The organism is Streptomyces sp. NPDC048370 (assembly GCF_043200825.1).
Lineage (GTDB): Bacteria > Actinomycetota > Actinomycetes > Streptomycetales > Streptomycetaceae > Streptomyces.
Map to the genome: position 1 here is coordinate 76,886 of NZ_JBICYI010000020.1, position 24,305 is coordinate 101,190.

Below are 24,305 nucleotides of genomic sequence, written 5' to 3' on the forward strand. Positions count from 1 at the left end.
GCTGTCACACCCGCCGCAGTACCGCCACGACCTTGCCGAGGATGGTGGCCTCGTCACCAGGGATCGGCTGGTACGCCGCGTTGTGCGGCAGCAGCCAGACGTGGCCGTCCTCGCGCTTGAAGCGCTTGACGGTGGCCTCGCCGTCGAGCATGGCGGCGACGATGTCTCCGTTCTCCGCGACCGGCTGGCGGCGGACGGTGACCCAGTCCCCGTCGCAGATCGCGGCCTCGATCATCGAGTCGCCGACGACCTTCAGAACGAAGAGCTCGCCGTCACCCACCAGCTGGCGGGGGAGCGGGAAGACGTCCTCGACGGACTCCTCGGCGAGGATCGGGCCACCTGCGGCGATCCGGCCGACGAGGGGGACGTACGACGCGGCGGGCTTGCCGGTCGTGTCCGTCGGCTGGGTGCTCGGCTGGTCGGAGCCGCGAACCTCGTACGCCCGGGGGCGGTGCGGGTCACGGCGCAGGAAGCCCTTGCGCTCCAGCGCCATCAGCTGATGCGCGACGGAGGAGGTGCTGGAGAGGCCCACCGCCTGACCGATCTCGCGCATCGACGGCGGGTATCCGCGCCGCTGGACCGAGTCCCGGATGACCTCGATGACCCTGCGCTGGCGGTCGGTGAGGCCCGAGCTGTCGGCCCGGATGCCTGGAGGTCGTCCGGGCAACGAGCGCGCAGGTCGGCCTGGCTCCCCGTCCCCGTTCGTGGCTGCGTCATTCATGGCATGCACCGGCTCGAGTCGGCCCTGGGAGCGGTCCTGGGCAGTGATGGTGGCACTGTCTGCGGTGGTGGTCACGTCGGCGGCCCCTCTCGAATGGTCTCCCTGGCTGGCACAACGGTAGTGGCTTTCGAAAGGTTGCGCCAAACACACGTTCGAGTGAAAAAACGCAGATTGCCTTACGTGTGTTCGCGGCTGGGTGTATATGCGAGCCCGGGCGCCGATGGCAATTCGGTCATTACGGTACCGTTCGGCCGTGCGCCGCACGCGGGCGGGGGGTGCCGTTCCAGTCTCGCACCCGGCGGGCCCGAATCGGCGGAGCCGCGCGTTTCCCGTACCCTCGTGGCCGGTCGGGGTCCATGGACCGCGCGACACGCGCGAAGTGCCGGAAACGGGCTGAACCCTAGATCTAGTGGTTGGATTGCATCAGCCACCTACAAGTAGTGGTCCCCGGTCTTCCGGGGGGATCCGCATCGCCTATGCTGGTGGTCGCTTCGAGGGCCTTGACGGGCCCGGCGAGGCTATTCAGTCGTGCCGCGAGGGAGGGTCGGAACCATGCATTGCCCCTTCTGCAGGCACCCCGACAGCCGTGTCGTCGACAGTCGCACCACCGACGACGGGACGTCGATCCGACGCCGCCGCCAGTGCCCCGACTGCTCCCGTCGTTTCACGACGGTGGAGACGTGCTCGCTCATGGTGGTGAAGCGCTCGGGCGTGACCGAACCCTTCAGCCGCACCAAGGTCATCTCCGGTGTGCGCAAGGCATGCCAGGGGCGGCCCGTGACCGAGGACGCCCTCGCCAAGCTCGGCCAGCGGGTCGAGGAGGCGGTGCGCGCCACCGGGAGCGCCGAGCTGACCACCCACGACGTGGGTCTGGCCATCCTCGGCCCATTGCAGGAGCTCGACCTCGTCGCGTACCTGCGCTTCGCATCCGTTTACAAGGCTTTCGAAAGCCTCGACGACTTCGAGGCCGCCGTCGCGGAACTCCGCGAGCGACGGCCCTCCGCAGAGGGTGGCGGGACCGGAGCGACCCCCGAGGTCCCCGTTCCCGCCACCGCCGCCGACTGACCGGCGGGCCGGACCGAGGGGTCCGGTCGTGGCCGGCCGCGTCGCGGCCGAAAAGACGTGTCACGGGCGCTCTCAGCGGCGTTCGCGACAGCAGACAAGAAGACAGTGCCCTGGGATTATCTGGGCACTTAAGCGTGTTTTGCCCGTATATGGGAGGCGGCATGACAGAGACGGCGAGCGGTCCGGCACGAGGTTCCCGCGCCAAGGGAACCAAGGCCAGCAAGGGCCTGCGTATCGAGCGCATCCACACCACCCCCGGCGTGCATCCGTACGACGAGGTTGTCTGGGAGCGTCGTGACGTCGTCATGACCAACTGGCGCGACGGCTCGGTCAACTTCGAGCAGCGTGGCGTCGAGTTCCCCGACTTCTGGTCGGTGAACGCGGTCAACATCGTCACCAGCAAGTACTTCCGCGGGGCCGTCGGCACCCCGCAGCGCGAGACCGGTCTCAAGCAGCTCATCGACCGGATCGTGAAGACCTACACGAAGGCCGGCGAGGAGCACGGCTACTTCGCGTCCCCCGCCGACGCCGAGATCTTCGAGCACGAGCTGGCCTACGCCCTCCTGCACCAGATCTTCAGCTTCAACTCCCCGGTGTGGTTCAACGTCGGCACGCCGCAGCCCCAGCAGGTCTCCGCCTGCTTCATCCTGTCCGTCGACGACTCCATGGAGTCGATCCTCGACTGGTACAAGGAAGAGGGCATGATCTTCAAGGGCGGCTCCGGCGCAGGCCTGAACCTCTCCCGCATCCGCTCCTCCAAGGAGTTGCTCTCCTCCGGCGGCAACGCCTCCGGCCCGGTCTCCTTCATGCGCGGCGCCGACGCCTCCGCAGGAACGATCAAGTCGGGCGGCGCCACGCGCCGTGCGGCCAAGATGGTCATCCTCGACGTCGACCACCCCGACATCGAGGACTTCATCGAGACCAAGGTCAAGGAGGAGGAGAAGATCCGCGCCCTGCGCGACGCGGGCTTCGACATGGACCTGGGCGGCGACGACATCACGTCCGTCCAGTACCAGAACGCCAACAACTCGGTCCGTGTGAACGACGAGTTCATGAAGGCCGTCGAGACCGGCGGCAAGTTCGGCCTGCGCGCCCGCATGACCGGTGAGGTCATCGAGGAGGTCGAGGCCAAGTCGCTGTTCCGCAAGATGGCCGAGGCCGCCTGGGCCTGCGCCGACCCGGGCATCCAGTACGACGACACCATCAACCGCTGGCACACCTGCCCCGAGTCCGGCCGGATCAACGGCTCGAACCCGTGCAGCGAGTACATGCACCTGGACAACACGTCCTGCAACCTCGCCTCGCTGAACCTGATGAAGTTCCTCAAGGACGACGGCAAGGGCAACCAGTCCTTCGACGTCGAGCGCTTCGCCAAGGTCGTCGAGCTGGTCATCACCGCGATGGACATCTCCATCTGCTTCGCCGACTTCCCCACCCAGAAGATCGGCGAGAACACCCGCGCCTTCCGCCAGCTGGGCATCGGCTACGCCAACCTCGGCGCTCTGCTCATGGCCACCGGCCACGCGTACGACTCCGACGGCGGCCGCGCCCTCGCCGGTGCCATCACCTCGTTGATGACCGGCACCTCGTACAAGCGCTCCGCCGAGCTGGCCGCGGTCGTCGGCCCGTACGACGGCTACGCCCGCAACGCCGAGCCGCACCAGCGCGTCATGAAGCAGCACGCCGACGCCAACACCGCGGCCGTCCACGTGGACGACCTCGACTCGGCGATCTGGGCCGCCGCCACGGAGGCCTGGCAGGACGTGATCCGCCTCGGCGCCAAGAACGGCTTCCGCAACGCCCAGGCGTCGGTCATCGCCCCGACCGGCACCATCGGTCTCGCGATGTCCTGCGACACCACCGGCCTCGAGCCCGACCTCGCCCTGGTCAAGTTCAAGAAGCTGGTCGGCGGCGGCTCGATGCAGATCGTCAACGGCACGGTCCCGCAGGCCCTGCGCCGCCTGGGTTACCAGGAGGAGCAGATCGAGGCGATCGTCGCCCACATCGCCGAGCACGGCAACGTGATCGACGCTCCCGGCCTCAAGACCGAGCACTACGAGGTCTTCGACTGCGCCATGGGCGAGCGTTCCATCTCCGCGATGGGCCACGTCCGCATGATGGCCGCCATCCAGCCGTGGATCTCCGGCGCCCTCTCCAAGACCGTGAACCTGCCGGAGACGGCCACGGTCGAGGACGTCGAGGAGGTCTACTTCGAGGCCTGGAAGATGGGCGTCAAGGCGCTCGCGATCTACCGCGACAACTGCAAGGTCGGCCAGCCCCTCTCCGCCAAGAAGAAGGAGGAGGAGAAGGCCGAGGTCACCGCGAAGTCCGAGGCGACGATCCGCGAGGCCGTCGAGAAGGTCGTCGAGTACCGCCCGGTCCGCAAGCGTCTGCCCAAGGGCCGCCCGGGGATCACCACCTCCTTCACCGTCGGTGGCGCCGAGGGCTACATGACCGCCAACTCCTACCCGGACGACGGTCTCGGCGAGGTCTTCCTGAAGATGTCGAAGCAGGGTTCGACGCTCGCCGGCATGATGGACGCCTTCTCCATCGCCGTCTCCGTCGGTCTGCAGTACGGCGTCCCCCTGGAGACGTACGTCTCGAAGTTCACCAACATGCGCTTCGAGCCGGCCGGCATGACGGACGACCCGGACGTGCGGATGGCGCAGTCGATCGTCGACTACATCTTCCGCCGCCTGGCGCTGGACTTCCTGCCCTTCGAGACCCGCTCCGCGCTCGGCATCCACTCGGCCGAGGAGCGCCAGCGCCACCTGGAGACGGGCTCCTACGAGCCCACCGACGACGAGGTGGACGTCGAGGGCCTGGCCCAGTCCGCCCCGCGCCAGACGGAGCCCCTGAAGGCCGTCTCGAACCCGCCGAAGGCGGAGGTCCCGGCCCCGAAGCAGGCGCACACCTCGGCGGAGCTCGTCGAGATGCAGCTGGGCATCAGCGCCGACGCCCCGCTCTGCTTCTCCTGCGGTACGAAGATGCAGCGGGCCGGCTCCTGCTACATCTGCGAGGGCTGCGGCTCCACCAGCGGCTGCAGCTGAGCCACCGGCTGAACGGTGAATGAGAAGGGGACCGGCCTTGGGCCGGTCCCCTTCCTCGTGCCCGGTCCGGCCACTCGTGGCCGGCCTCCCGTGGGGAGTCCGGCTCAGGCGGGCCGGCCGCCCATCAGCGTGGCGAAGGTCTGCGGGTCCGTGTCGAATCCGCGGCGCACGGACCGGTAGGACCAGCCCTCCGATCCGTCGCGGGTGAACTCCATGACCGTCGCCGCCGTGGCTCCGGCGACATCGTCGAAGCCGTGGGTGGCGAGATCGGTGTAGCCCTCGCGCACCCGTACGCCGGTGTTGGCGATGTCGCCGAACGTCAGCCTTCCGGAACCCTGCTGTATGGCCACTCCCACCACCACGCGCGCGTAGAGCGGCGCGAGCCGGTTCAGCTCCAGGACCATCGCCTCGTCGTAGCCGAAGCCCTGGCCCGTACGGCTGTCCCGGGTGAGGGTGATCGTGCCGTCGGGGGAGCGGCTGTCGAAGTGCACCAGGTAGGCGGGCGAACCGTACGGATCGTCCACCGTGTAGACCCCGGCGATGATGTCCAGATCGTGCGCCGAGGCGCCGATCGGACTGGGGTCCCACTTGAGCGTCACCTCGACCTTGCCGACCCCCTTGTTGAGTCCGCTCACCGTGAATTCCCTCTCTGCGTACGACTGGTACCGCGGGCCCGGTCAACTGCCCATGGTCTCCGACCGGTTGTTCATGGTGTCATGCGTACTCGGTGCGAGAACGGGGTGGCAGAGGGTGAATGCCCCGTACGATGGCGCCGTGCTGGTCAAGTGGATTCGCTGCACCGTGGTGGACCGTCGGGGGTTCGAGCGGGGGCAGCGGAAATGGGCGGGGTTGCTGGGTGAGCCGGGATTCCGGGGCCAGGGCGGAGGGTGGAGCCGTTCGCGGCCCGATGTCGCCCATGTCTTCTCGTTCTGGGAGAGCCGCGCGTTCTACGACTCGTTCATGGCGCGATCGCACGACCGGCTCGCGGCCGCACAGTCGGGCTCGTTCAAGGATCTCCAGGCCAAGCTCTTCGATCACCGTTTCGACGTGAAGACCGGCTTCGAGCCGAAGTTCACGGACGCCGATGTGGCACGGGTGGCGCACTGCCGCGTCCACGAGGACCGGGTCGAGCACTTCGCGCTGATGCAGGAGAAGGTGTGGAACCCGGCGATGGCCGGTTCTCCCGGGATGCTGCGCGGGGTCTTCGGGGAGGCGCCGGGGAACGAGTTCGTGGTGCTCTCGATGTGGCGGTCCGCCGCGGAGCACGGCAAGTACCGCGTGGAGCGCGTCGAACGGCTCGGGCTGCGGGCCCAGACGGAGGCCGACGTGGCGGCCCTGAGCGGGGACGTGGTGCAGCTCGAACCGTCCTGGACGGTCTGACCACCCCTCGTCGGGGTCGACGAGCCCGCCGACCCCCGGCCCCTCTGCCTTGCCGAGGGGCCGGAGGAGCGCCGGACCAGTGGGCGATCTAGGGTCGTGGCATGGCACGACCGCGGCGCATCGTCCTCGTACGGCATGGAGAGTCCGAGGGCAATGCCGACGACACGGTGTACGAACGGGAGCCCGACCACGCCCTCAGGCTCACCGAGACAGGCCTGCGACAGGCACGGCAGACGGGGGAGCGGTTGCGGGAGCTGTTCGGCGAGGAGCAGGTCAGCGTGTACGTCTCTCCGTACCGCCGAACGCACGAGACCTTCCGGGAGTTCCGGCTCGACCCCGAGCAGGTCCGGGTACGGGAGGAGCCGCGGCTGCGGGAGCAGGACTGGGGAAACTGGCAGGACAGGGAGGACGTACGCCTGCAGAAGGCGTACCGGGACGCGTACGGGCACTTCTTCTGCCGCTTCGCGCAGGGCGAGTCCGGGGCCGACGTGTACGACCGGGTCGGGGCGTTCCTGGAGAGCCTCTACCGCTCCTTCGAGGCGCCCGACCACCCGCCGAACGTCCTGCTGGTGACCCACGGGCTGACGATGCGGCTGTTCTGCATGCGGTGGTTCCACTGGTCCGTCGCCGACTTCGAGTCGCTGTCCAACCCGGGCAACGGCGAGACGCGGGCGCTGCTGCTCGGCGAGGACGGCAGGTACAGCCTGGACCGGCCGTTCGAGCGCTGGCGTACCCCGGAACCGTACGGCCACACCGGATAGAGTGGTGAAGCGATGACCGCTGACTCCTCTCTCGACCGGCGCTTCGAACGCGCCCTGGCCAGCCTTCGAGGGCTGGCCGTGGGAGACGCCCTGGGCTCCCAGTTCTTCGTCCCCGCCAACTATCCGCTGCTCAAGCGACGCGAGCTGCCTCCCGGCCCCTGGCAGTGGACCGACGACACCGAGATGGCCGGCTCGGTCCTGGCCGTGCTCGTACGGCACGGGCGGATCGACCAGGACGCACTCGCGCAGTCGTTCGCCGAGCACCACGACTTCGACCGGGGCTACGGGCCCGCGGTCAACCGGATGCTCCGGCTCATCCGGGAGGGCGGCGACTGGCGCGAGCTCGCGGCCGCGCTCTTCAACGGGCAGGGCTCGTGGGGCAACGGCGCCGCGATGCGGATCGCCCCGCTCGGCGCCTGGTACGCGGACGACCCGGAGCAGGCGACCCACCAGGCCGAGATCTCCGCGTACACCACGCACCAGCACCGTGAGGCCGTCGTCGGCGCCATGGCCGTGGCGGCCGCCGCCGCGCTCGCCGCGGATCCCGCGGGTCCGCCCACGCCCACGGACCTCCTGGACGGAGTGATCGCCCTCGTACCGCGCAGCGCCGTTGGCGCGGGGCTGCGCAGGGCCCGCGACATGCTCGACTACGGCGACGCGGGGACGGTCGCGGCGGTGCTGGGCAGCGGGCGCCGTACCAGCGCCCACGACACCGTGCCGTTCGCGCTCTGGTCGGCCGCCCGGGCCCTCGGCGACTACGAGCAGGTGTTCTGGACGACCGCGCAGGTCGGCGGCGACGTCGACACCACCTGCGCGATCGCCGGCGGAGTCGTGGCTTCCGGCACGGCCGGTGCGCCGCCCGCCTCCTGGTCGGAGCGGACGGAAGCCCTGCCGGACTGGGTGCCGGCCGCCATCCACTCCTGATCCGGCCCGTTCCCGTACCCACGGAGCGGGTCGGTGAGTGTCACGGTCCTGCCACAGCGCCGCTCGGTCGGGTCCGAACGGCGGGACCGCCGTTAGAGTCGGCCACTCCGCAGCGCTGATCATGTCAAGAGCGCGCCGACGCGACACCCGGACCGCAGCCCTCCGCCGCCCTGGCACCGAGCGCGAGCCGGGTCGGGAGGGGGTCCCGTGTCCGACATACCGTCCGATCCACCACCGAAGGACAGAGCTCAGCCCGCCGGCGAGCCCGCGCCCGGGCCCAAGCCTGAGCACGCCGCCGAGCCTGCCGCCGATACGAAGCCGGAGCCTGCGCCGGAGCCCAGGCCTGAGCCCAGGCCTGAGCCCAGGCCTGAGTCTTCTGGCGGGCCCAGGCCGCAGGCCGCCGCCGAGCCCCGGCCCGAGCACGCAGCCTCCGTCGGTACGCCGCCGGGTGGAGCCGTACCGACCGGAGCCGTACCGCCGCGTGCCGTGACGGCCGGTCCCGTGCCGCCCGGGCCGTACCAGCCTCCGCAGCACCGGGCCGTGGCGGCCACGGCGTGGCAGGGCGGTCCGGCCCCGTACCCCTGGGCGCCGCCCACGCCCCCCGCCGACACCTGGCTCACCCGACTGCGCCCCGCCGCACCGGCCCAGGTCACCGCTCCGACGCTCTGGGCCGTCCTGGCCACCGCCGTGCTGTGCGCCCTGCTCCTCGACGGGGGACTCGGCCTCAACCTGATGATCGTGGCCGCTCCCGCGGTCCTCGCCGCCGCCTTCGCCGCGCGGGCGGCGGGCCGCCGACTCCGCCCCTGGACCCTGGTCTGGGCCGTCGGAGGCCTCGCCCTCCTCGCCGTACCCGCCCTGCGGGACGCCGGGTGGCCGACCTTCCTCGCGATCGTCACCGCGCTCGGCGTGACGGCGCTCGCCCTGCACGGCGGCCGGGGCTGGCCGAGCGTACTCCTCGCGCCCCTCGGCCTCTTCGACTCCCTCGGCTCAGGCACCGCCTGGGTCTGGCGCGGCGTACGCGACCGGGCCGACGGCTCCCGCGGCCGGTGGGGTCCGGTCGTGCGGACCGTCGGGGTGGCCGTCGCCCTGCTCGTCGTCTTCGGCGCGCTGTTCGCCGGCGCCGACGCCGCCTTCGCCGACCTGCTCGGCTCCCTGATGCCCGACATCTCGCTGGAGCAGGCGCCCTGGCGACTCTCGCTCTTCCTGCTCGGACTCTTCGGCGCCATCGCCCTCGCCCGTACCGCCGCCGCGCCGTTGCGCTGGGACCGGATGGCGATCCGCCCCGGCCGGGCCCGCGCGCGACTGGAGTGGGCCCTTCCACTCATCGTGCTCAACCTGCTCTTCGCGGCCTTCAACGCGGTCCAACTCGCCGTTCTTCTCGGCGGGTACGACAACGTCCTCAGCGAGACCGACCAGAAACTCTCCGAGTACGCCCGGGAGGGTTTCTGGCAGCTCCTGATGGCCACGCTGCTCACCCTCGTGGTGATCGGCCTCGCCCTGCGCTGGGCGCCGCGTACGGACGCCCGCGACCGCACGCTCGTCCGTGCCGTCCTCGGCACCCTGTGCGTGCTCACGCTCGTCGTGGTCGCCTCCGCGCTGCGCAGGATGGACCTGTACGTGGACGCCTACGGGCTCACGCGGCTGCGCATCTCGGTGGCCGCCATGGAGATCTGGCTGGGTCTGGTCATTTTGCTGATCATGGCCGCGGGGATCTTCGGCGCCCGCCTGCTGCCGCGCGCCGTGGCCGTCAGCGCCGCCGCGGGCGTACTCGCCTTCGGTCTGGCCTCGCCCGACGCCCTCGTCGCCGAGCGCAACGTCGAGCGGTTCAGCAGCTCCAAGAAGATCGACATTCCCTATCTCGCCCGGCTTTCGGCCGACGCCGTGCCCGCACTCGACCGGCTTCCCGAGCCGCAGCGCTCCTGCGCCCTGCTCGGCATCGAGATCCGCCTCCGCGCCGACGAGGGCGCCTGGTACGCCACCAGCTGGTCGCAGGAGCGGGCGCGCACGCTCCTGGCGGAGCGGGGGATCGACCGGACCCCGGCCGAGTGCGGAGCGATGACGAGAGGGGACGACTACGACCCCTACGGGAACGGTGATCCGTACGGCGACCCGTATGTCGATCCGTACGACACCCCCTGACATTCGGATCGCGGGAACGCTCGTCGGCAGGCCGTCGCGCACCCCGGTTCCTCGCCGCTCACGAGCGGAAGGGACCGGGGTGCGCGCGTTCCGGATGCACGCGAGCGATCAGATCAAGCCGCCGCAGAACGGCTTCGCGGGGTCCGTTCGGACATCCGACGGGAATCCGGGTATCGCGGCCGGGGTTCATCGGCGTAACCTGTCTGGCGCCATGCCCTATGAACCACCCACTCACACGGTCGAGCGCTCGCTCCGAGCCACCACCGGCGCCAAGATCGTCGCCGGGGTCGACGAGGTCGGACGCGGGGCATGGGCCGGTCCCGTCACGGTCTGCGCGGCCGTCACCGGCCTCCGCCGGCCCCCCGAGGGGCTCACCGACTCCAAGCTGATCACCCCCAAGCGCCGTACCGCCCTGGCCGCGGAGCTGGAGAAGTGGGTCACCGCCTACGCCCTCGGCGACGCCTCCCCCGAGGAGATCGACGAACTGGGCATGACCGCCGCGCTCCGGCTGGCCGCCGTACGCGCGCTGGACGCCCTGCCCGTCCGCCCCGACGCGGTGATCCTCGACGGGAAGCACGACTACCTCGGCAGCCCCTGGCAGGTCCGTACGGTGATCAAGGGCGACCAGTCCTGCATCGCCGTGGCGGCGGCCTCGGTGATCGCCAAGGTCCGGCGTGACGCGATGATGGCCGAGCTCGAGAGCGAGGCGGAGGAGTGCGCGGCGTTCGGTTTCGGCGCCAACGCGGGCTACCCCTCGCCGATCCACAAAGCCGCTCTGGAGGAGCGGGGGCCGACCCCGTACCACCGGCTTTCCTGGGCGTACCTCGACGCGCTGCCCCAGTGGCGGCACCTCAAGAAGATCCGGATCTCCGCCGAGGCGGTCGCACTGGAAAGCGGGGGCCAGCTCGGCTTCGACTTCTGAACTTCCCGGCAGGCTTCGCCGACAGCCGGGTCGCACGATTGTGCCCACCCGCCGGAGCCCCGCGCACCGGCGTTTGATAGACAACCTTCCATGCCTCTCATCCCCGAGGAGCCTCAGATTCACGAGAGTGCCCAGGGTCCCCGCGGCACGGCCGCAGGCCACCCCGCGCCGACCCCCCGTCCCGTACCCGGTCCGCGTTCCGCGGCCTCGCCGCGTCCCGGGCGTCCCGGTCCAGGACCGGCCAGGCCCGGACCGCCGGTACCCCGCCCGCACCCCGCTGCCGGGCAGTCCCCTTCCGCCCCGGAGAATCGTTCCGAGCAGCGGACCGGCCCGCAGATCCAGCTGATCCCGGCCCCGGTCGACGGCGCGCTCGACGCCGCCGAAGAGGCCGTCGATCTGCTCCTGGAGACCGGCCGCGCCCCCGGCGACATCCTTGTGCTCACCACCGGTGAGCAGCACCCGTGGACGGCGCACGAGCTGTCCTTCGGCGAGACCGCCTACTGGGCCCAGCAGGACGCCCGCGACGACGTGTTCTTCGCCGGCGCCGGCGCCGTGGAGCGGGCGGCCGCCCGGCCCGTGGTCGTGGTGGCGGTCAACGGCGGAGCCGAGGAAGCCGTCGCGAAGGCGCTGCCCCTGGCGAGGGGACGGGCGACCGCGCTGCTCATCGTCTGCGGTGACCCGGAGCGCATCAACGCCGTGCTCGGCGCGGGTGTCTGAGCGGGATCACCTCTCGCGGTCCTGACCCGGCTGCCCTTCGGGGTGGCCGGGCCGTGGTTCGCCGCTTGATGCCGTGGCGCCGCGTTCTGGGCTTGCCCTGTGTTCTGCCCAGGCCCCGCCTTCTGCCGGGGCTGCGCGGTCGCCTCAGCGGGCAGCCGTACGGCGCAGCGGTTCGGCCGCGCCTCCGGCTGTACGCGGCGTCAGGAGGCCCAGCTCGGAAGGGGCATCGCCGAGTGAAGCGGGGCGCGACCCCGAGCCTGGGTACCGACCGCCACGGCCTTCTCCCAGCACCTGCCAGCCGCCGCGCGTCAGCGTGATGTACGCGCCACAGCGCAGCCCGTGGAGCGTGCAGGCGTCCCGCAGGCCCCACATCCAGGCGCCGTCCTCCTCGGTCCACCGCTCGTCGCCGTCACGGCAGTAGAGCAGCACCGCCGTCCGCACTGGGGTCCGGCGTCGCAGATCGTGCGGGATGACGCGGCGCAGATGGGCGAGGAGCGCGTTGCGGAACTCCCAGCCGTCCGCAGGGACCGGACGACGCGTGAACGACGCGCTTGCGGTGAGTCGCTCCTCGTGGTCGAGCACGGCGACCACCGCCGTCGCCGGTGTCGGCCGGTGACGGGTGTGCAGACCGCTGACGACCTCGCGAGGGTTGCGGAGCAGCGGGATTCCGGCCGCCGCCCACTCCGCCGGCTCCAGCATCCGAGCGAGGCGGCTGGCGGACTCGGACGACGAGTTGATCGAAGTGGCTGCGGACGGAGCGAATCCGAAGGTCACGGTCCTCCCTTCGGATACGCGCCCGCTGGGCGGGCAGGGTCGAGTGAGGGCGCACCACGGCACAGTCCTTCCGGACCGCGTACGGGGCCATGCCGGGCGGGTTCCCAATTCTTCCTGGCCCGTGCGCGAGCGGCAACGAGCAATTGATGCCGCTGACTGGAATGGGACGGTATGGCTCTCATATCCCTGCCCAGACACCTAGTGTTCACTCCACGTTTCACAGTCGGACGGCAAGCGCCAGGGGAAAAGGCCTCGCGCCTGATGGGCGCAGGACGGCCTGCGAACCCTTCGCGTGCGCCATGTCGCTCTGGGTGAATTGGCCGACTGTCAGTGCCATCCGGTTGCATGGGGGTATGGACAACCTGGAGCTCCGCACCGAAGCCGACGCCATCCTCGCTGAGCTCGTCGGCGCCCCAGGGGGTTCCGCGCGGCTGCGGGAGGACCAGTGGCAGGCCGTGGCGGCCCTGGTCGAGGATCGCCGCCGGGCGCTGGTGGTGCAGCGCACCGGCTGGGGCAAGTCGGCGGTGTACTTCGTCGCCACCGCCCTGCTGCGCAGGCGTGGGTCAGGTCCGACGGTGATCATCTCGCCGCTGCTGGCGCTGATGCGGAACCAGGTCGAGGCGGCGGAGCGGGCCGGTATCCGGGCGCGCACCATCAACTCGGCCAACCCTGAGGAATGGGACGCCATCTACGGGGAGGTCGAGCGCGGCGAGACCGACGTTCTCCTCGTGAGCCCGGAGCGACTCAACTCCGTGGACTTCCGCGAGCAGGTGCTTCCCAAGTTGGCGGTCACGACCGGTCTCCTGGTGGTCGACGAGGCGCACTGCATCTCCGACTGGGGACACGACTTCCGGCCCGACTACCGCCGGCTGCGGGCCATGCTCGGCGAGCTCGCCCCCGGCGTGCCGGTACTGGCCACCACCGCGACGGCCAATGCTCGGGTCACCGCGGATGTGGCCGAGCAGCTGGGTACGGGCGCGGGCGAGGCCCTGGTCCTGCGTGGCTCGCTGGAGCGGGAGAGCCTCCGGCTCGGAGTCGTCCAGCTGCCGGACGCCGCCCATCGGCTGGCCTGGCTCGCCGAGCACCTGGACGAGCTGCCGGGCTCCGGGATCATCTACACCCTGACCGTGGCCGCGGCCGAGGAGGCCACGGCGTTCCTGCGGCAGCGCGGCTTCACGGTGGACTCCTACACGGGCCGTACGGAGAACGCGGACCGGCTCCAGGCCGAGGCCGATCTGCAGCAGAACCGGGTGAAGGCGCTGGTGGCGACCTCGGCGCTGGGCATGGGCTTCGACAAGCCCGACCTCGGCTTCGTGATCCATCTCGGCTCGCCGTCCTCGCCGATCGCGTACTACCAGCAGGTGGGTCGTGCCGGGCGCGGGGTGGAGCACGCGGAGGTGCTGATGCTGCCGGGCAAGGAGGACGAGGCGATCTGGCGCTACTTCGCCGACACCGCCTTCCCTCCCGAGACCCAGGTCCGCCAGACCCTTGCGGCCCTCGCCGATGCGGGACGGCCGCTGTCCGTGCCCGCACTGGAGGCGGCGGTGGATCTTCGGCGCACCCGGCTGGAGACGATGCTCAAGGTCCTCGACGTGGACGGGACCGTCAAGCGGGTGAAGGGCGGCTGGGAGAGCACGGGACAGCCGTGGGTGTACGACACGGAGCGGTACGCATGGGTGGCACGGCAGCGGAAGGCCGAGCAGCAGGCGATGCGCGACTACGTGAGCACGTCCCAGTGCCGGATGGAGTTCCTGCGGCAGCAACTGGACGACGAGGGCGCGGCCCCGTGCGGGCGGTGCGACAACTGCGCAGGCGCCTGGATCGGCTCCTCCGTGTCGACCGAGGCGCTGACGGGAGCCACACGGGAACTGGACCGCCCGGGTGTGGAGGTCGAGTCGCGCCGGATGTGGCCGACCGGCATGCCGGCGCTGGGCATCGACCTCAAGGGGCGTATCCCCGCCGGTGAGCAGAGTTCGACAGGTCGCGCCCTCGGCCGGCTCTCGGACATCGGCTGGGGCAACCGCCTGCGCCCTCTGCTGGCGGAGAACGCCCCGGACGGTACGGTTCCCGACGACGTCCTGAAGGCGGCGGTGGCCGTCCTGGCCGACTGGGCACGCTCTCCGGGTGGGTGGGCGCCGAACGTGGCGGGCGCCTCCGCCCGGCCCGTGGGCGTCGTGGCCGTGCCGTCCCTGCGCCGACCGGAGCTTGTCGGCTCCCTCGCGCAGGGGATCGCGTCCATCGGCCGCCTGCCTTTCCTGGGCAGCTTGACGTACACCGGACCGAGCGGCGCTCAAGCGGCACGTCGTAGCAACTCGGCGCAGCGGCTCAGGGGTCTGTTCGATGCTTTCACCGTTTCGGAGGAGCTGGCCGAGGCCGTTGCGGGAGCCGCCGGTCCTGTCCTGCTGGTGGACGACTACGCCGACTCCGGCTGGACTCTCGCTGTCGCGTCCCGTCTGCTCCGCCGTACCGGCAGTGGGCCGGTTCTGCCGCTGGTTCTCGCGGCTTCAGGGTGAAGTCGCGCGGCAGAAGGGCTGGTTGGGGCTGCTCGTAGCTGCGGTCTACCAGTAGTGACGTCGGCCTCCCACCGCGTGTCCGACAGCTCCCAGGATCCACAGGACGACGCCGATGACGGCGAGTATGAGCCCGATGGTCCACAGGATCGAGATGCCGGTGACGAATCCGATGACGAGCAGGACGACTCCGATGAGGATCATGGTGTGCCTCAGTCTCTGTATGGAGGACCTCGCGGTGCGACGAGGTCACGGCGCATAGGGCGGGTGGTTGGTGCGGGGCGGGGTGGCGCGGTGCGGTGAAGGCGGCTTGCCCCGTCGCCCGTGAGCCGCGTGTGCCCGTATCCCGCCGCTGTATGCCCGGCGGTACTGTCCCGGCCGCCCTGGAGCGGGAGCTCGACCCGGCCGCCACGCCGCCTGGGCGGTGCGTGATGAATGCGGTCCATGTGCTCGGGTAGCCGCAGGACAGGTCCGTAGCGGACTCGCCGAAGAGATCGCACACGAGTCAAGGAGTGGAGTCACCATGCCTCGCGGTTCCAGCCCCAAGCGTGAGCGCCAGTACGAGCACATCAAGGAGAGCGCCGAGGAGCGCGGCGAGAGCCCCAAGCGGGCCAAGGAGATCGCCGCGCGTACCGTCAACAAGGAACGGGCCCGCTCGGGTGAGTCGAAGACCGCGAGCCGCTCGTCCATCCAGGACATGTCGTCCTCCAAGCGCGGCGGGCAGCGCTCCCACAGCGGCTCGCAGGGGCCCACGAAGGAGCAGCTCTACAACGAGGCGAAGCAGCGCAACATCGAGGGCCGCTCGAAGATGGACAAGGCGGAACTCAAGCGCGCGCTCGGCCACTGAGGGCCCCGCCCCACCGCATAGTCCCGTACAGCCCGGGCTCGCGCCCGGGCTGTACGGGACTATGCGGCGTCGGCACTCGGACGCGGCGCTGACACACGGACTATGACGGGCCGTCGAGTGCGACCTATGACGGGCCGTCGAGTGCGACGGCCCGTCGATCGAGATCGACCGAGGGCGCGTCCGGAGGCCGGACGATGCCCGGTTCCGAAAGCGCCCCGATGGATGGGCTGGTGTCAGTCCTTCATCGTGTCCTTTATCTTCTCCTTGGCCTGACGTGCGTCTCCCTTGGCCTGCTCGGCGCGGCCTTTCGCCGTGAGGCGCTCGTTCCCGACGGTCCGGCCGGCGGCTTCCTGGGCCTTGCCCTTGGCCTGTTCCTTCTTGGCTCGCATCTTCTCCTCACCCGACACGGTGACAACTCCTCTCGTGCGCTATGGCTTGCTTTGTCGCGGGTAGCCGTTCAGGAGTTCCGTAAACGTCGCTCGGGAGAGGCGGGGGCCCAGGGCCTGGTCATCCCCCATGCAACCCGACGCTTCGGACATCGCGCGAGCGAGCCGACCCGGGGCTGTGGAAAACCCGGCGGGGCCGTCCGGGCGAGTTATCCACAGGGGTTTCGGAGTTGGCGGTCGCCGCGAGACCGTCGTGACCATGAACACGAACCCGCACGAATTCCGTGGAACGACCGAAAACCAGCAGATCACGCTGCGCGGCCCCGCCGAACTGGCCGACGCCCTCCCGTTCATGCTCGGCTTCCATCCGAACGATTCCGTCGTCCTCGTCGCGCTCCACGGTGAGCACGGCCGGTTCGGCGGCCGGGTCAGGCTCGGCATCCCGCGTTCGGCGAGCGAATGGCCCTCGACGGCCGAACACCTCGCCGACTGCCTCGTCGACGGCTGCACCCGGCGCGGGACGCGACCGGACGGAATCGTCGTCTTCCTCTGCCAGGACCCGGAACCCGGTGAGACGGGCCGTCATGTGATGGAGCGGTTGCGCCCCTTCGCCCAGCGTCTGCGCGTCGCCTGCGGCGCGCTCGACATTCCCGTGTACGAAGCGCTCTGCATCTCCGACGGCCTGTACTTCTCCTACTGCTGCCCCGACACCCGCTGCTGCCCGTCCGACGGCACGCCCCTCGCGCTGACCGGCACGTCGGTCATGGCGGCCTCGGCCGCCTACGCCGGAATCCAGGTCCGGGGATCCCTGCGGGACATGGAGGCCCGGCTCACGCCCCGTGCGTCGCCGTCGCCCGAGGACGAACGGCAGCGCAAGGCGCTGAACGAGGCCTCGGCCGTGATCGTTCCCAAGGTCTTCGACGGCGCGCCGGGCGAAGGCCGGGCCGAGGTCAGGGAGGCGACGCTCAGGCTCGCCCGCGAGATCCTCCGGCGCTTCGACGCCCCGTCCGCCGAAGCCGCAGCCGGGGCCGGTGGTGCTGGGACCGGCGCCGATGCCACGGCGTGGACACCCGTCGCGACCGGCGTGCGGGGCACCGGAACGGCCGAGCAGGACGCGGCCGACGACGCGATCATCGACACCGACGAGGCCGCCGCCCTGATCCTCGGGCTTCAGGACCGGGAGACACGGGACCAGGCCGCCGAATGGATGGAGGGCCCCGAGGGCGCCGCCGCCCTGCGGCTGTGGCGTGTGCTGGCCCGGCGCTGCGTCGCACCGTTCGGCGAGCACGCGGCGGCTCCGCTCACGCTCGCCGGCTGGGTGGCCTGGTCCACCGGCGACGAACCGGCCGCCCGCGTCGCCCTGGGGCTCGCCCTCGACGCCGACCCCGAATACGTCTTCGCCCGGTTGCTGCACCAGGCCTGCAACGAGGGACTCGACCCCGAATCCCTGCGGAGCTGCCTGCGGCAGGAACGGGGGTCGAGGGCGGCGGCCCTGGAGACGCGCGCCGCCGCGCTCCGCCCGGCCCCACCGGCGACCGCGTCGGCGAAATCGGTGAAGTCGCTGAAGTCGGTGAAGGCCGCACGGAAGGGGGCGAGGAAGGGGGTGCCGTCCGCCGGGACCCGTCCCGGCAAGGGCTCACCCCAGCGATCGCGGGCTGCCGCGACCCGGCAGGGCGCGCCGCGCGGCGGGCGGCGCGGGACGAGGAGCGGGCGATGACGCCCGTGACCAGGCTGCCCACAGCGGCGTTCACGTCTGTGGCGGAGCCCGACGACCCGTGCCGCCGACCCCACACCGGCAGCCCGGATCGCACAGAGAGCACCGCACACCACCCATGGCCTCCCGTCCCGCCCCCGCTCCCGGACTCCCGGCCGGACAGGCACCCGCCGGCGGTCTTACGCCTCCTGCCTCCGCGCGACCCGGGGAACCGCCCTCGGTGCACCACGCGCTCCTCTGCGTGGCCCTGCCCGCCCTCGCCGTCTCTCCCGATCACGGCCAGCTCACCGGACACGGCCTCGAAGGGGTCTACGCTTCCGGACGCCGCCTCCTCGCCCGCTCCGTGCTGCGGGTGGCCGGTCGCGAGCCCCTCGCCCTGCAAGGCCGCCAGGCCTCGGCGGACCGCGCGGTCTTCCTCTCGGCCGTCCGTACGGCCGGAGACATCGGACCGGACCCGGGTCTCTCCGTCGAGCGCTCACGCGACGCGGACGGAACGGAGCGGATCACCCTGCGCAGCTCCGTCGGCAGGCCCCTCCGGCTCCCGGTGGAAATCGCTCTGGGCACGGATCTCGCGGACCTGGGTGCCGTGGCGGCGGGGCGGGCCGGCCCCGAAATCGCCGCGAGCGTCCACGGCACGGGCATGCGCTGGACAGCGGGGGACGGACGGTACTCCGCCGTCAGCGCCGACCCGCCGCCGACGGACGCGCTGGCCGCGGCCGGACTCCTTCGCTGGGAGTTCGAACTGGCCCCCGGGGCCTCCCGGACCATCGAACTCAGGGTGCGCGGGGACCGCACCCCCCGAACCTCTGCAGCCGTGGGCCCCGGTACGGGCGCCGGTACGGCCCGACCCGGCGGGGCCGTCTTCGCGGAAGCCCGTGCCGAGGGGGACGATCCCCGGATCGGCGAGCTCCTGCGGGTGGCCGTCGACGACCTGCGGGCCCTCCTCCAACGCGACCCGGAACACCCGGCTGACGTCCACCTCGCCGGCGGGGTGCCCTGGCGCTGCGGACCTGCCGGCGCCGAGGCGCTCTGGGCGGCGCGGATGGCCCTCCCGCTCGGCACCCGGCTCGCCGTCACGACGCTCCGAGCCCTGGCCCGCACCCAGCTCGACGGGCCGGGACCGGCAAGCGGGCGTATCCCCGGCCCTCTCAGAGACGCCGGCCCCTTCCTCCCTCCTCGCTGCACGGGCATCGAGGCCACCCTCGCCTTCCCCACGGTCCTGGCCGAGGCGAGGCGGTGGGGACTCCCGGAGCAGGACCTCGCGGAGCTCCTTCCCACGGCGGAGCGGTGCCTCCAGTGGCTTCGCGTCGCATCCGACCCGCAGGGGTTCGTCCCGGACCCGGGGCCCGCCGGGCCGTGGCGGGCGGAGACCCAGGCCCACGCCCACCGCGCGGCCCTGCTCGGTGCCGACCTCCTCGACGGCTGCGGCAGGCCCGGGGGAGAGGAATGGCGCGACTGGGCACGTGCCCTGCGCGAGCGGTTCGGGGCGGTGTTCTGGCTCGACGACCGGTCCGGCGGCAGACCCGCCGCGGCCCTGGCCCCTGGCGGCCGACCCTGGACACAGCTGGGCGGCTGGGCGGCACACCTCCTCGACACCGGGCTCCTGGGCGGCGGTCGGTACGCACCCGGCCTGCTGGACAAGGCCTCCACCGAACAGCTGGCCCGTCTGCTGGGCACGCCCGCACTGGACTCCGGCTGGGGGTTGCGGAGCCTCGGTGCCAAGGAGCCCGGACACAACCCCTTCGGGCACCGGGCCGGTGCGGTGCGGGTCCACGAGACGGCGGTGGCCGTCGCCGGTCTCGCCGCGGCGGGGTACGAGAAGGAGGCGGGGTCCTTGCTGAAAGGGACGGTGGACGCAGCCGAGGCGTTCAGCTATCGGCTGCCCGAGATGTACGGCGGCGGACTGCGGACGGCCGGGGCGATCCCCGTTCCCCATCCGACGGCCTGCCGGCCGGCGGCGGTGGCCGCGGCCGGTGCGGTCCACCTCGTGACGGCCCTCGTGGGGATCCGGCCGGACGCCCCGGGAGGGACCGTCGCCCTGCAGCCCGTCCGGTCGGCTCCCCTCGGAGCCGTACGGCTGTCGGGGGCCCGGGTCGCCGGAGAGGCCTTCGCCGCGCGGGTGAGCCGACTGGGCCTCGGGATGGTCGAGGAGGCCGCCGCCGGACTCCAGCTGGGGGTCTGACCGGATGGCGCCCGACCAAGGCCGCGAAGTCCCCGGACAGCGAGAAGAAGTCGAGTTCGATGCACGAGAGGGGCGTGTTTATCGTCAGGAAGACGACTATGATCACGGCATGCCTCCCTACGACCCGTCGGCCTTTCCGCCCTTTGCCGTCACCGTCGATCTGGTCGTGCTCACCGTGCGCCGCCACGCGCTGTGCACCCTGGTGGTACGACGGGGAGAGCCGCCGTTCCAGGGCAGGTGGGCACTGCCCGGCGGGTTCGTCCGGGCCGACGAGGACCTCAGTGCGGCCGCCGCGCGGGAACTGGTGGAGGAGACCGGTCTCTGCGTCCACGACCCGGGTGCCCCGGCGCCCGTGCCGAGCAACGGCGCCCACCTGGAGCAGCTGGCCACCTACGGCGACCCCGAGCGCGACCCCCGGATGCGGGTGGTCAGCGTCGCTCACCTGGCGCTCTCGCCCGATCTGCCCGCACCGCGCGCGGGAGGCGACGCGAACAGCGCCCGCTGGGCCCCGGTGGAGGAGCTGCTCGGCAAGGACGGATCTGTCGACGACGGGCAGGCCGAGCCGCTCGCCTTCGACCACGCGAGGATCCTCGGCGACGGTGTCGAGCGGGCCCGCTCGAAGATCGAGTACTCCTCGCTGGCAACGGCCTTCTGTCCGCCGGAGTTCACGGTCGGCGAGCTCCGCAGGGTGTACGAGGCCGTGTGGGGTGTCGCGCTCGACCCGCGCAACTTCCACCGGAAGGTGACGGGCACACCCGGCTTCCTGGTGCCGGCGGGCGGCACCACGACCCGTCAGGGCGGGCGTCCCGCACAGTTGTTCCGGGCGGGCGGGGCGACGCTGCTCAATCCGCCGATGCTCCGTCCCGAGGTCTGATCGCTTGGTTCCGGTGGTTCCGGGGCGACCCGTGACTCCAACCCTGCGCCAAAAGTCCGAAATGTAGCGTTATCTTGCTTCGATAGCCGCCCTGCCGCGGAGCGGTCTCACCTACCGCGAGAGAAGCGATGCTCCAGGCCATCGGACTCACCAGCAGCCCCCGCCGCGACCTCCCGCCCGCCGTGGACGATCTCACCTTCGACGCACGGCCGGGCCAGGTCACCGCCCTTCTCGGCCCCGGCGGATCCGGGAAGACCACCGCCCTGCGGCTGATGCTCGAACTCGAGCCAGGCCGAGGCGTCACCTACTTCCGTGGCCGCCCCCTCCAGCGCATCGCCCACCCCGCCGGCGAGGTGGGGGTGCTGTTCGGCGACGTTCCCGGGCACCCCTCGCGGACCCTGCGCAGCCAGTTGCGGATGCTGAGCGCCGCAGCGGGGGTCCCCGCGTCCAGGGCCGACGAGATGCTGGAGTTCGTGGGGCTCGCCGGCCTGCACGACCAGCGCATCGGCCGGCTGTCCCGGGGCATGGACCGTCGACTCGGCCTCGCATCGGCCCTGTTGGGCGATCCGCACGCGCTGCTGCTCGACGAGCCCGGGGCAGGCCTCTCCGCGCGCGAGCGCGCCTGGCTGCACGAACTGCTGCGCGCCCACGCCACCGAGGGCGGCACCGTCCTCTACACCACCGAGGACCCCAAGGACGCGGCCCGTAACGCGGACCGGATCGTCACCCTCGACAATGGGCGACTCGTCGCGGCGCAGGCCGCCGCCGACTTCGCGCACACGCGGCTCCGACCGCGTGTGGCCGTACGTACACCCCATGCCGCACGGCTCGCCGCCGCCGTCACCCAGGAGGCGCGCGCCGCGCGGCGCACCGTCGAAGTGATCACCGAGCGGGGCAACCGCCTGTCCGTCTACGGCAGTGACTGCGCCGCCGTCGGCGAGACCGCCTTCCGCCACGGCGTCCTCATCCACCGGCTGACCGACGAGGTGGGCGACACCGCCCCCGTCGGCGCCGAGCCCGACCGGCCCGCCGCTGCCGCACCGGCACCCGGACAGCCGGAACCCGGACAGCCGGAACCCGGACAGCCGGAGGCCGGGCAACGGAAGCCCAGGCAGCCCAAGCAGCCCGAGTCCGGGCGGTCGGAGCCCCGGCGGCGGCCGGCCCGTTCGCCGTTGCGGCCGCTGAGGTACGAGATCCGCAGGCTGCTCGGCGTCCCGGCGACACCGCTCGTCGTGGCGGGGGTCCTGGTCGCCTCCGTGGTGATCTCCCTGCTCCTCGCGCGCAGCGGTCGTACGCCCCTGCCGACGGTCCTCGCCGGCTGGCCCGTGTTCTCGCCGCTGCCCCCCGCCGCCCTCGGTGCGGGGCTGCTCGGCGCCTTCTCGTTCGGCGACGAGTACCGCTACCCGGCCCTCACGACCGGTCGGGGCGCCGTTCCGCGCAGGCTGGGGCTGCTGCTCGCCAAGCTCGCCGTGGCGGCCGCCGTGGCCCTGGTCCTCGCCGCGCTCGCCGTCGTGGCCGACCTGGAGGCGCTGCGCCTCGTCTACGGCGGCGAGTTGATTCCCGTACCGAAAAACTGGCCGACCCTGTGCGCGAGTTGGCTCGGCCTGATCGTCGGCTGTGCCTGGGCCGGGGTGCTCGGGGCCGGGGTCTTCCGGGTGGCGGCGGCGGGAGTGGCCGCCGTGCTGGCGGTGCCCGTCGTCGTGGCTCCGCTGCTGCGCCAGGTCACCTTCGGCCCTGCGGGCAGGTCGATCACCGGACTCCCCGGTCGGCTGAGGGAATTCGTCAGCATGGAGTGGCCGGTGGCGGCCGACCGCTGGCTGCTGGGCGTGCTGCGGGTGGTCGCCCAGCCCGTGGGGGTGGCGCTGGCGCTCGCGTTGACCGCACTGCTCTGTGCGTATGTGATCACCGGCCTTCATCGCAAGGCGCGTTGGTGATCAAATCCGGATCGAAAGCTTCCGGTTCCCTGGCAACTCTCTTGAAAATGCCCGGCTATGTCCGAATAATCGTCAATTGTGTAGGGGGTGCCGATCACCCTTTCGTGTGCTTTTCACCAAAGACCTCAAGGGTCACGAGGGCAACGCCGACAAAGGATGCGTGAGTACCCTTGCGCACACCATGATGACCGCCGCCCGCCCCGTCGACTCCGGCCTCGGCGCCCCGGGCGATCTCGATCGATACCCGTACGCGGAGGCGCCCGTCGCCGAGCGTGTGGGTCCCCCCTCCTGGGAGGGGGTGGAGACGGACCTCGGCCGGGTCGGTCGTCGCAGCGCCGGCAGCCGCGGCCGCGGACTGCACGGCCAGCTCGTCCAGCAGCTGGGTCAGATGATCGTCTCCGGCGACCTCGGCGCCGACCGCCCGCTCGTCCCGGAGGAGATCGGTCAGCGCTTCGAGGTCTCCCGCACCGTCGTGCGCGAGTCGCTGCGCGTGCTGGAGGCCAAGGGTCTGGTCAGCGCCCGCCCCAACGTCGGCACTCGGGTCAGGCCGGTCAGCGACTGGAACCTGCTGGACCCCGACATCATCGAGTGGCGCGCCTTCGGGCCGCAGCGCGACGACCAGCGCCGCGAGCTGAACGAGCTGCGCTGGACGATCGAGCCCCTCGCCGCCCGCCTCGCCGCGGGTCACGGCCGCGAGGACGTCCAGCAGCGACTCTCCGACATGGTCGAGATCATGGGCCACGCCTACGCCCAGGGTGACGGCATCACGTTCTCCCGGGCCGACGCCGAGTTCCACTCCCTGCTCATCCAGCTCGCCGGGAACCGCATGCTGGAGCACCTCTCCGGCATCGTGGGCGCCGCGCTCCAGGTCTCCGGCGGCCCGGTCACCGGCTGTGACCGTCCGGGCGAGCCCTGCCTGGCGCACCACGCGCGCATCGTCGACTGCCTCGGGACGGGAGACGCCCAGGGGGCCGAGGCGGCCATGCGGCAGCTGCTGACGGTCCACCCCGAGGTGGAGCGCGTCGTGCCCGCTCCGCGCGAGCACTGACCCGCGAGCCGTGGCCGGGGCACGTGAGGCGTACGCGCCACGTGCCGCCGGAGCCGTGCGGAACCCGGGGACATGACGAGCCCCCGGGGCTGCGGGGGCTCCGGCGGCACGAATGTGCGACGAACGCCCGTTCTGGCCGTTTCGTCGGACATGGGGTGTGACTCGGGCCACGCGGATTGGGCGTAACACTCCTCGAAGCCGTGCGATGACTTAAGAGGTGACAGCCGAGGAAGGAATACAGCAGCCGTCTCAGGCGCTGTGCAGTTCCCCGGTCCAGCCCGCGCCGTCGGCACATTCCCCGTCGACGGTCGTCGGCTCCGGCCCGATCCCGGGCGGAGCCGGAAGCCGTTTTCCATC

The 24,305-nt window shown here is 71.6% G+C and carries 20 protein-coding genes; 15 read left to right on the forward strand and 5 right to left on the reverse strand.

The genetic code is table 11. The features are described from left to right. Positions 1–4: 4 nt before the first annotated feature. Positions 5–796: a transcriptional repressor LexA gene (gene lexA / locus ACGFYP_RS31750; RefSeq protein ID WP_361966148.1), complete on the reverse strand. Its 792-nt coding sequence runs from the start codon at positions 794–796 to the stop codon at positions 5–7. A 477-nt stretch (positions 797–1,273) separates the two neighbouring features. Here lexA and nrdR point away from each other — a divergent pair, with 477 nt between their 5' ends. Next, positions 1,274–1,786, forward strand: coding sequence for a transcriptional regulator NrdR (gene nrdR / locus ACGFYP_RS31755; protein WP_393500991.1), 513 nt, complete (start codon positions 1,274–1,276; stop codon positions 1,784–1,786). 161 nt (positions 1,787–1,947) lie between these two features. Then, complete coding sequence (locus tag ACGFYP_RS31760) at positions 1,948–4,836, forward strand: vitamin B12-dependent ribonucleotide reductase (protein ID WP_393500994.1); 2,889 nt, start codon at positions 1,948–1,950, stop codon at positions 4,834–4,836. Between the two features lie 104 nt (positions 4,837–4,940). On the opposite strand, the gene ACGFYP_RS31765 is transcribed toward ACGFYP_RS31760, so the two are convergent. After that, complete coding sequence (locus ACGFYP_RS31765; RefSeq protein WP_361966144.1) at positions 4,941–5,471, reverse strand: TerD family protein; 531 nt, start codon at positions 5,469–5,471, stop codon at positions 4,941–4,943. Between the two features lie 139 nt (positions 5,472–5,610). Here ACGFYP_RS31765 and ACGFYP_RS31770 point away from each other — a divergent pair, with 139 nt between their 5' ends. From ACGFYP_RS31770 to ACGFYP_RS31795, 6 genes are all read left to right on the forward strand, one after another. After that, on the forward strand, positions 5,611–6,216 hold the full coding sequence (locus ACGFYP_RS31770; protein WP_361966142.1) for a YdbC family protein: 606 nt from the start codon (positions 5,611–5,613) through the stop codon (positions 6,214–6,216). Positions 6,217–6,317: 101 nt separating this feature from the next. Then, the gene (locus tag ACGFYP_RS31775) at positions 6,318–6,977 is read left to right on the forward strand and encodes a histidine phosphatase family protein (protein ID WP_393500998.1); all 660 of its coding nucleotides are present in this window, start codon (positions 6,318–6,320) and stop codon (positions 6,975–6,977) included. A 12-nt stretch (positions 6,978–6,989) separates the two neighbouring features. Beyond that, positions 6,990–7,901, forward strand: coding sequence for an ADP-ribosylglycohydrolase family protein (locus ACGFYP_RS31780; protein WP_393501001.1), 912 nt, complete (start codon positions 6,990–6,992; stop codon positions 7,899–7,901). A gap of 486 nt (positions 7,902–8,387) precedes the next feature. Continuing rightward, positions 8,388–10,040 carry a DUF4153 domain-containing protein gene (locus ACGFYP_RS31785; protein WP_393501004.1) on the forward strand — a complete coding sequence of 551 codons (1,653 nt, stop codon included), beginning with the start codon at positions 8,388–8,390 and terminating at the stop codon, positions 10,038–10,040. Positions 10,041–10,251: 211 nt separating this feature from the next. Further along, complete coding sequence (locus ACGFYP_RS31790) at positions 10,252–10,962, forward strand: ribonuclease HII (RefSeq protein ID WP_361968696.1); 711 nt, start codon at positions 10,252–10,254, stop codon at positions 10,960–10,962. Positions 10,963–11,052: 90 nt separating this feature from the next. Continuing rightward, positions 11,053–11,679: a hypothetical protein gene (locus tag ACGFYP_RS31795; protein WP_393501009.1), complete on the forward strand. Its 627-nt coding sequence runs from the start codon at positions 11,053–11,055 to the stop codon at positions 11,677–11,679. 144 nt (positions 11,680–11,823) lie between these two features. Here ACGFYP_RS31795 and ACGFYP_RS31800 read toward each other — a convergent pair whose 3' ends face one another. Continuing rightward, positions 11,824–12,453, reverse strand: coding sequence for a hypothetical protein (locus ACGFYP_RS31800; protein ID WP_393501012.1), 630 nt, complete (start codon positions 12,451–12,453; stop codon positions 11,824–11,826). 353 nt (positions 12,454–12,806) lie between these two features. Here ACGFYP_RS31800 and ACGFYP_RS31805 point away from each other — a divergent pair, with 353 nt between their 5' ends. Next, the gene (locus ACGFYP_RS31805) at positions 12,807–14,966 is read left to right on the forward strand and encodes a RecQ family ATP-dependent DNA helicase (RefSeq protein ID WP_393501015.1); all 2,160 of its coding nucleotides are present in this window, start codon (positions 12,807–12,809) and stop codon (positions 14,964–14,966) included. Between the two features lie 45 nt (positions 14,967–15,011). Here ACGFYP_RS31805 and ACGFYP_RS31810 read toward each other — a convergent pair whose 3' ends face one another. Further along, positions 15,012–15,167, reverse strand: coding sequence for a DUF6131 family protein (locus ACGFYP_RS31810; RefSeq protein WP_393501018.1), 156 nt, complete (start codon positions 15,165–15,167; stop codon positions 15,012–15,014). A 319-nt stretch (positions 15,168–15,486) separates the two neighbouring features. On the opposite strand from ACGFYP_RS31810, the gene ACGFYP_RS31815 reads away from it, so the two are divergent. Then, complete coding sequence (locus ACGFYP_RS31815) at positions 15,487–15,810, forward strand: plasmid stabilization protein (RefSeq protein ID WP_361968687.1); 324 nt, start codon at positions 15,487–15,489, stop codon at positions 15,808–15,810. A 233-nt stretch (positions 15,811–16,043) separates the two neighbouring features. On the opposite strand, the gene ACGFYP_RS31820 is transcribed toward ACGFYP_RS31815, so the two are convergent. Next, the gene (locus tag ACGFYP_RS31820) at positions 16,044–16,217 is read right to left on the reverse strand and encodes a CsbD family protein (RefSeq protein ID WP_393501022.1); all 174 of its coding nucleotides are present in this window, start codon (positions 16,215–16,217) and stop codon (positions 16,044–16,046) included. A 238-nt stretch (positions 16,218–16,455) separates the two neighbouring features. Between ACGFYP_RS31820 and ACGFYP_RS31825 the strand changes: the two genes are divergently transcribed. The 5 genes from ACGFYP_RS31825 (at position 16,456) to ACGFYP_RS31845 (ending at position 23,948) form a co-directional block, all read left to right on the forward strand. Continuing rightward, on the forward strand, positions 16,456–17,913 hold the full coding sequence (locus ACGFYP_RS31825; protein ID WP_393501025.1) for a DUF4192 domain-containing protein: 1,458 nt from the start codon (positions 16,456–16,458) through the stop codon (positions 17,911–17,913). Positions 17,914–18,028: 115 nt separating this feature from the next. Continuing rightward, complete coding sequence (locus ACGFYP_RS31830) at positions 18,029–20,092, forward strand: glycogen debranching N-terminal domain-containing protein (RefSeq protein WP_393501027.1); 2,064 nt, start codon at positions 18,029–18,031, stop codon at positions 20,090–20,092. A gap of 109 nt (positions 20,093–20,201) precedes the next feature. Next, a complete protein-coding gene (locus ACGFYP_RS31835; protein ID WP_361968679.1) occupies positions 20,202–20,966 on the forward strand; it encodes an NUDIX domain-containing protein in 765 nt (254 codons plus the stop codon). A 128-nt stretch (positions 20,967–21,094) separates the two neighbouring features. Next, the gene (locus ACGFYP_RS31840; protein ID WP_393501031.1) at positions 21,095–22,900 is read left to right on the forward strand and encodes an ATP-binding cassette domain-containing protein; all 1,806 of its coding nucleotides are present in this window, start codon (positions 21,095–21,097) and stop codon (positions 22,898–22,900) included. A 160-nt stretch (positions 22,901–23,060) separates the two neighbouring features. Next, positions 23,061–23,948: a FadR/GntR family transcriptional regulator gene (locus ACGFYP_RS31845; RefSeq protein WP_393501034.1), complete on the forward strand. Its 888-nt coding sequence runs from the start codon at positions 23,061–23,063 to the stop codon at positions 23,946–23,948. Positions 23,949–24,305 lie beyond the last annotated feature (357 nt).

Coding starts and splice junctions, on each gene's coding strand:
- ACGFYP_RS31805 (WP_393501015.1), top strand. CDS start 12,807: ATGGACAACCTGGAGCTCCGCACCGAAGCCGACGCCATCCTCGCTGAG.
- ACGFYP_RS31795 (WP_393501009.1), top strand. CDS start 11,053: ATGCCTCTCATCCCCGAGGAGCCTCAGATTCACGAGAGTGCCCAGGGT.
- ACGFYP_RS31760 (WP_393500994.1), top strand. CDS start 1,948: ATGACAGAGACGGCGAGCGGTCCGGCACGAGGTTCCCGCGCCAAGGGA.
- ACGFYP_RS31835 (WP_361968679.1), top strand. CDS start 20,202: ATGCCTCCCTACGACCCGTCGGCCTTTCCGCCCTTTGCCGTCACCGTC.
- ACGFYP_RS31815 (WP_361968687.1), top strand. CDS start 15,487: ATGCCTCGCGGTTCCAGCCCCAAGCGTGAGCGCCAGTACGAGCACATC.
- ACGFYP_RS31790 (WP_361968696.1), top strand. CDS start 10,252: ATGCCCTATGAACCACCCACTCACACGGTCGAGCGCTCGCTCCGAGCC.
- ACGFYP_RS31810 (WP_393501018.1), bottom strand. CDS start 15,167: ATGATCCTCATCGGAGTCGTCCTGCTCGTCATCGGATTCGTCACCGGC.
- ACGFYP_RS31780 (WP_393501001.1), top strand. CDS start 6,990: ATGACCGCTGACTCCTCTCTCGACCGGCGCTTCGAACGCGCCCTGGCC.
- ACGFYP_RS31825 (WP_393501025.1), top strand. CDS start 16,456: ATGAACACGAACCCGCACGAATTCCGTGGAACGACCGAAAACCAGCAG.
- ACGFYP_RS31830 (WP_393501027.1), top strand. CDS start 18,029: ATGGCCTCCCGTCCCGCCCCCGCTCCCGGACTCCCGGCCGGACAGGCA.
- nrdR (WP_393500991.1), top strand. CDS start 1,274: ATGCATTGCCCCTTCTGCAGGCACCCCGACAGCCGTGTCGTCGACAGT.
- ACGFYP_RS31840 (WP_393501031.1), top strand. CDS start 21,095: ATGCTCCAGGCCATCGGACTCACCAGCAGCCCCCGCCGCGACCTCCCG.
- ACGFYP_RS31775 (WP_393500998.1), top strand. CDS start 6,318: ATGGCACGACCGCGGCGCATCGTCCTCGTACGGCATGGAGAGTCCGAG.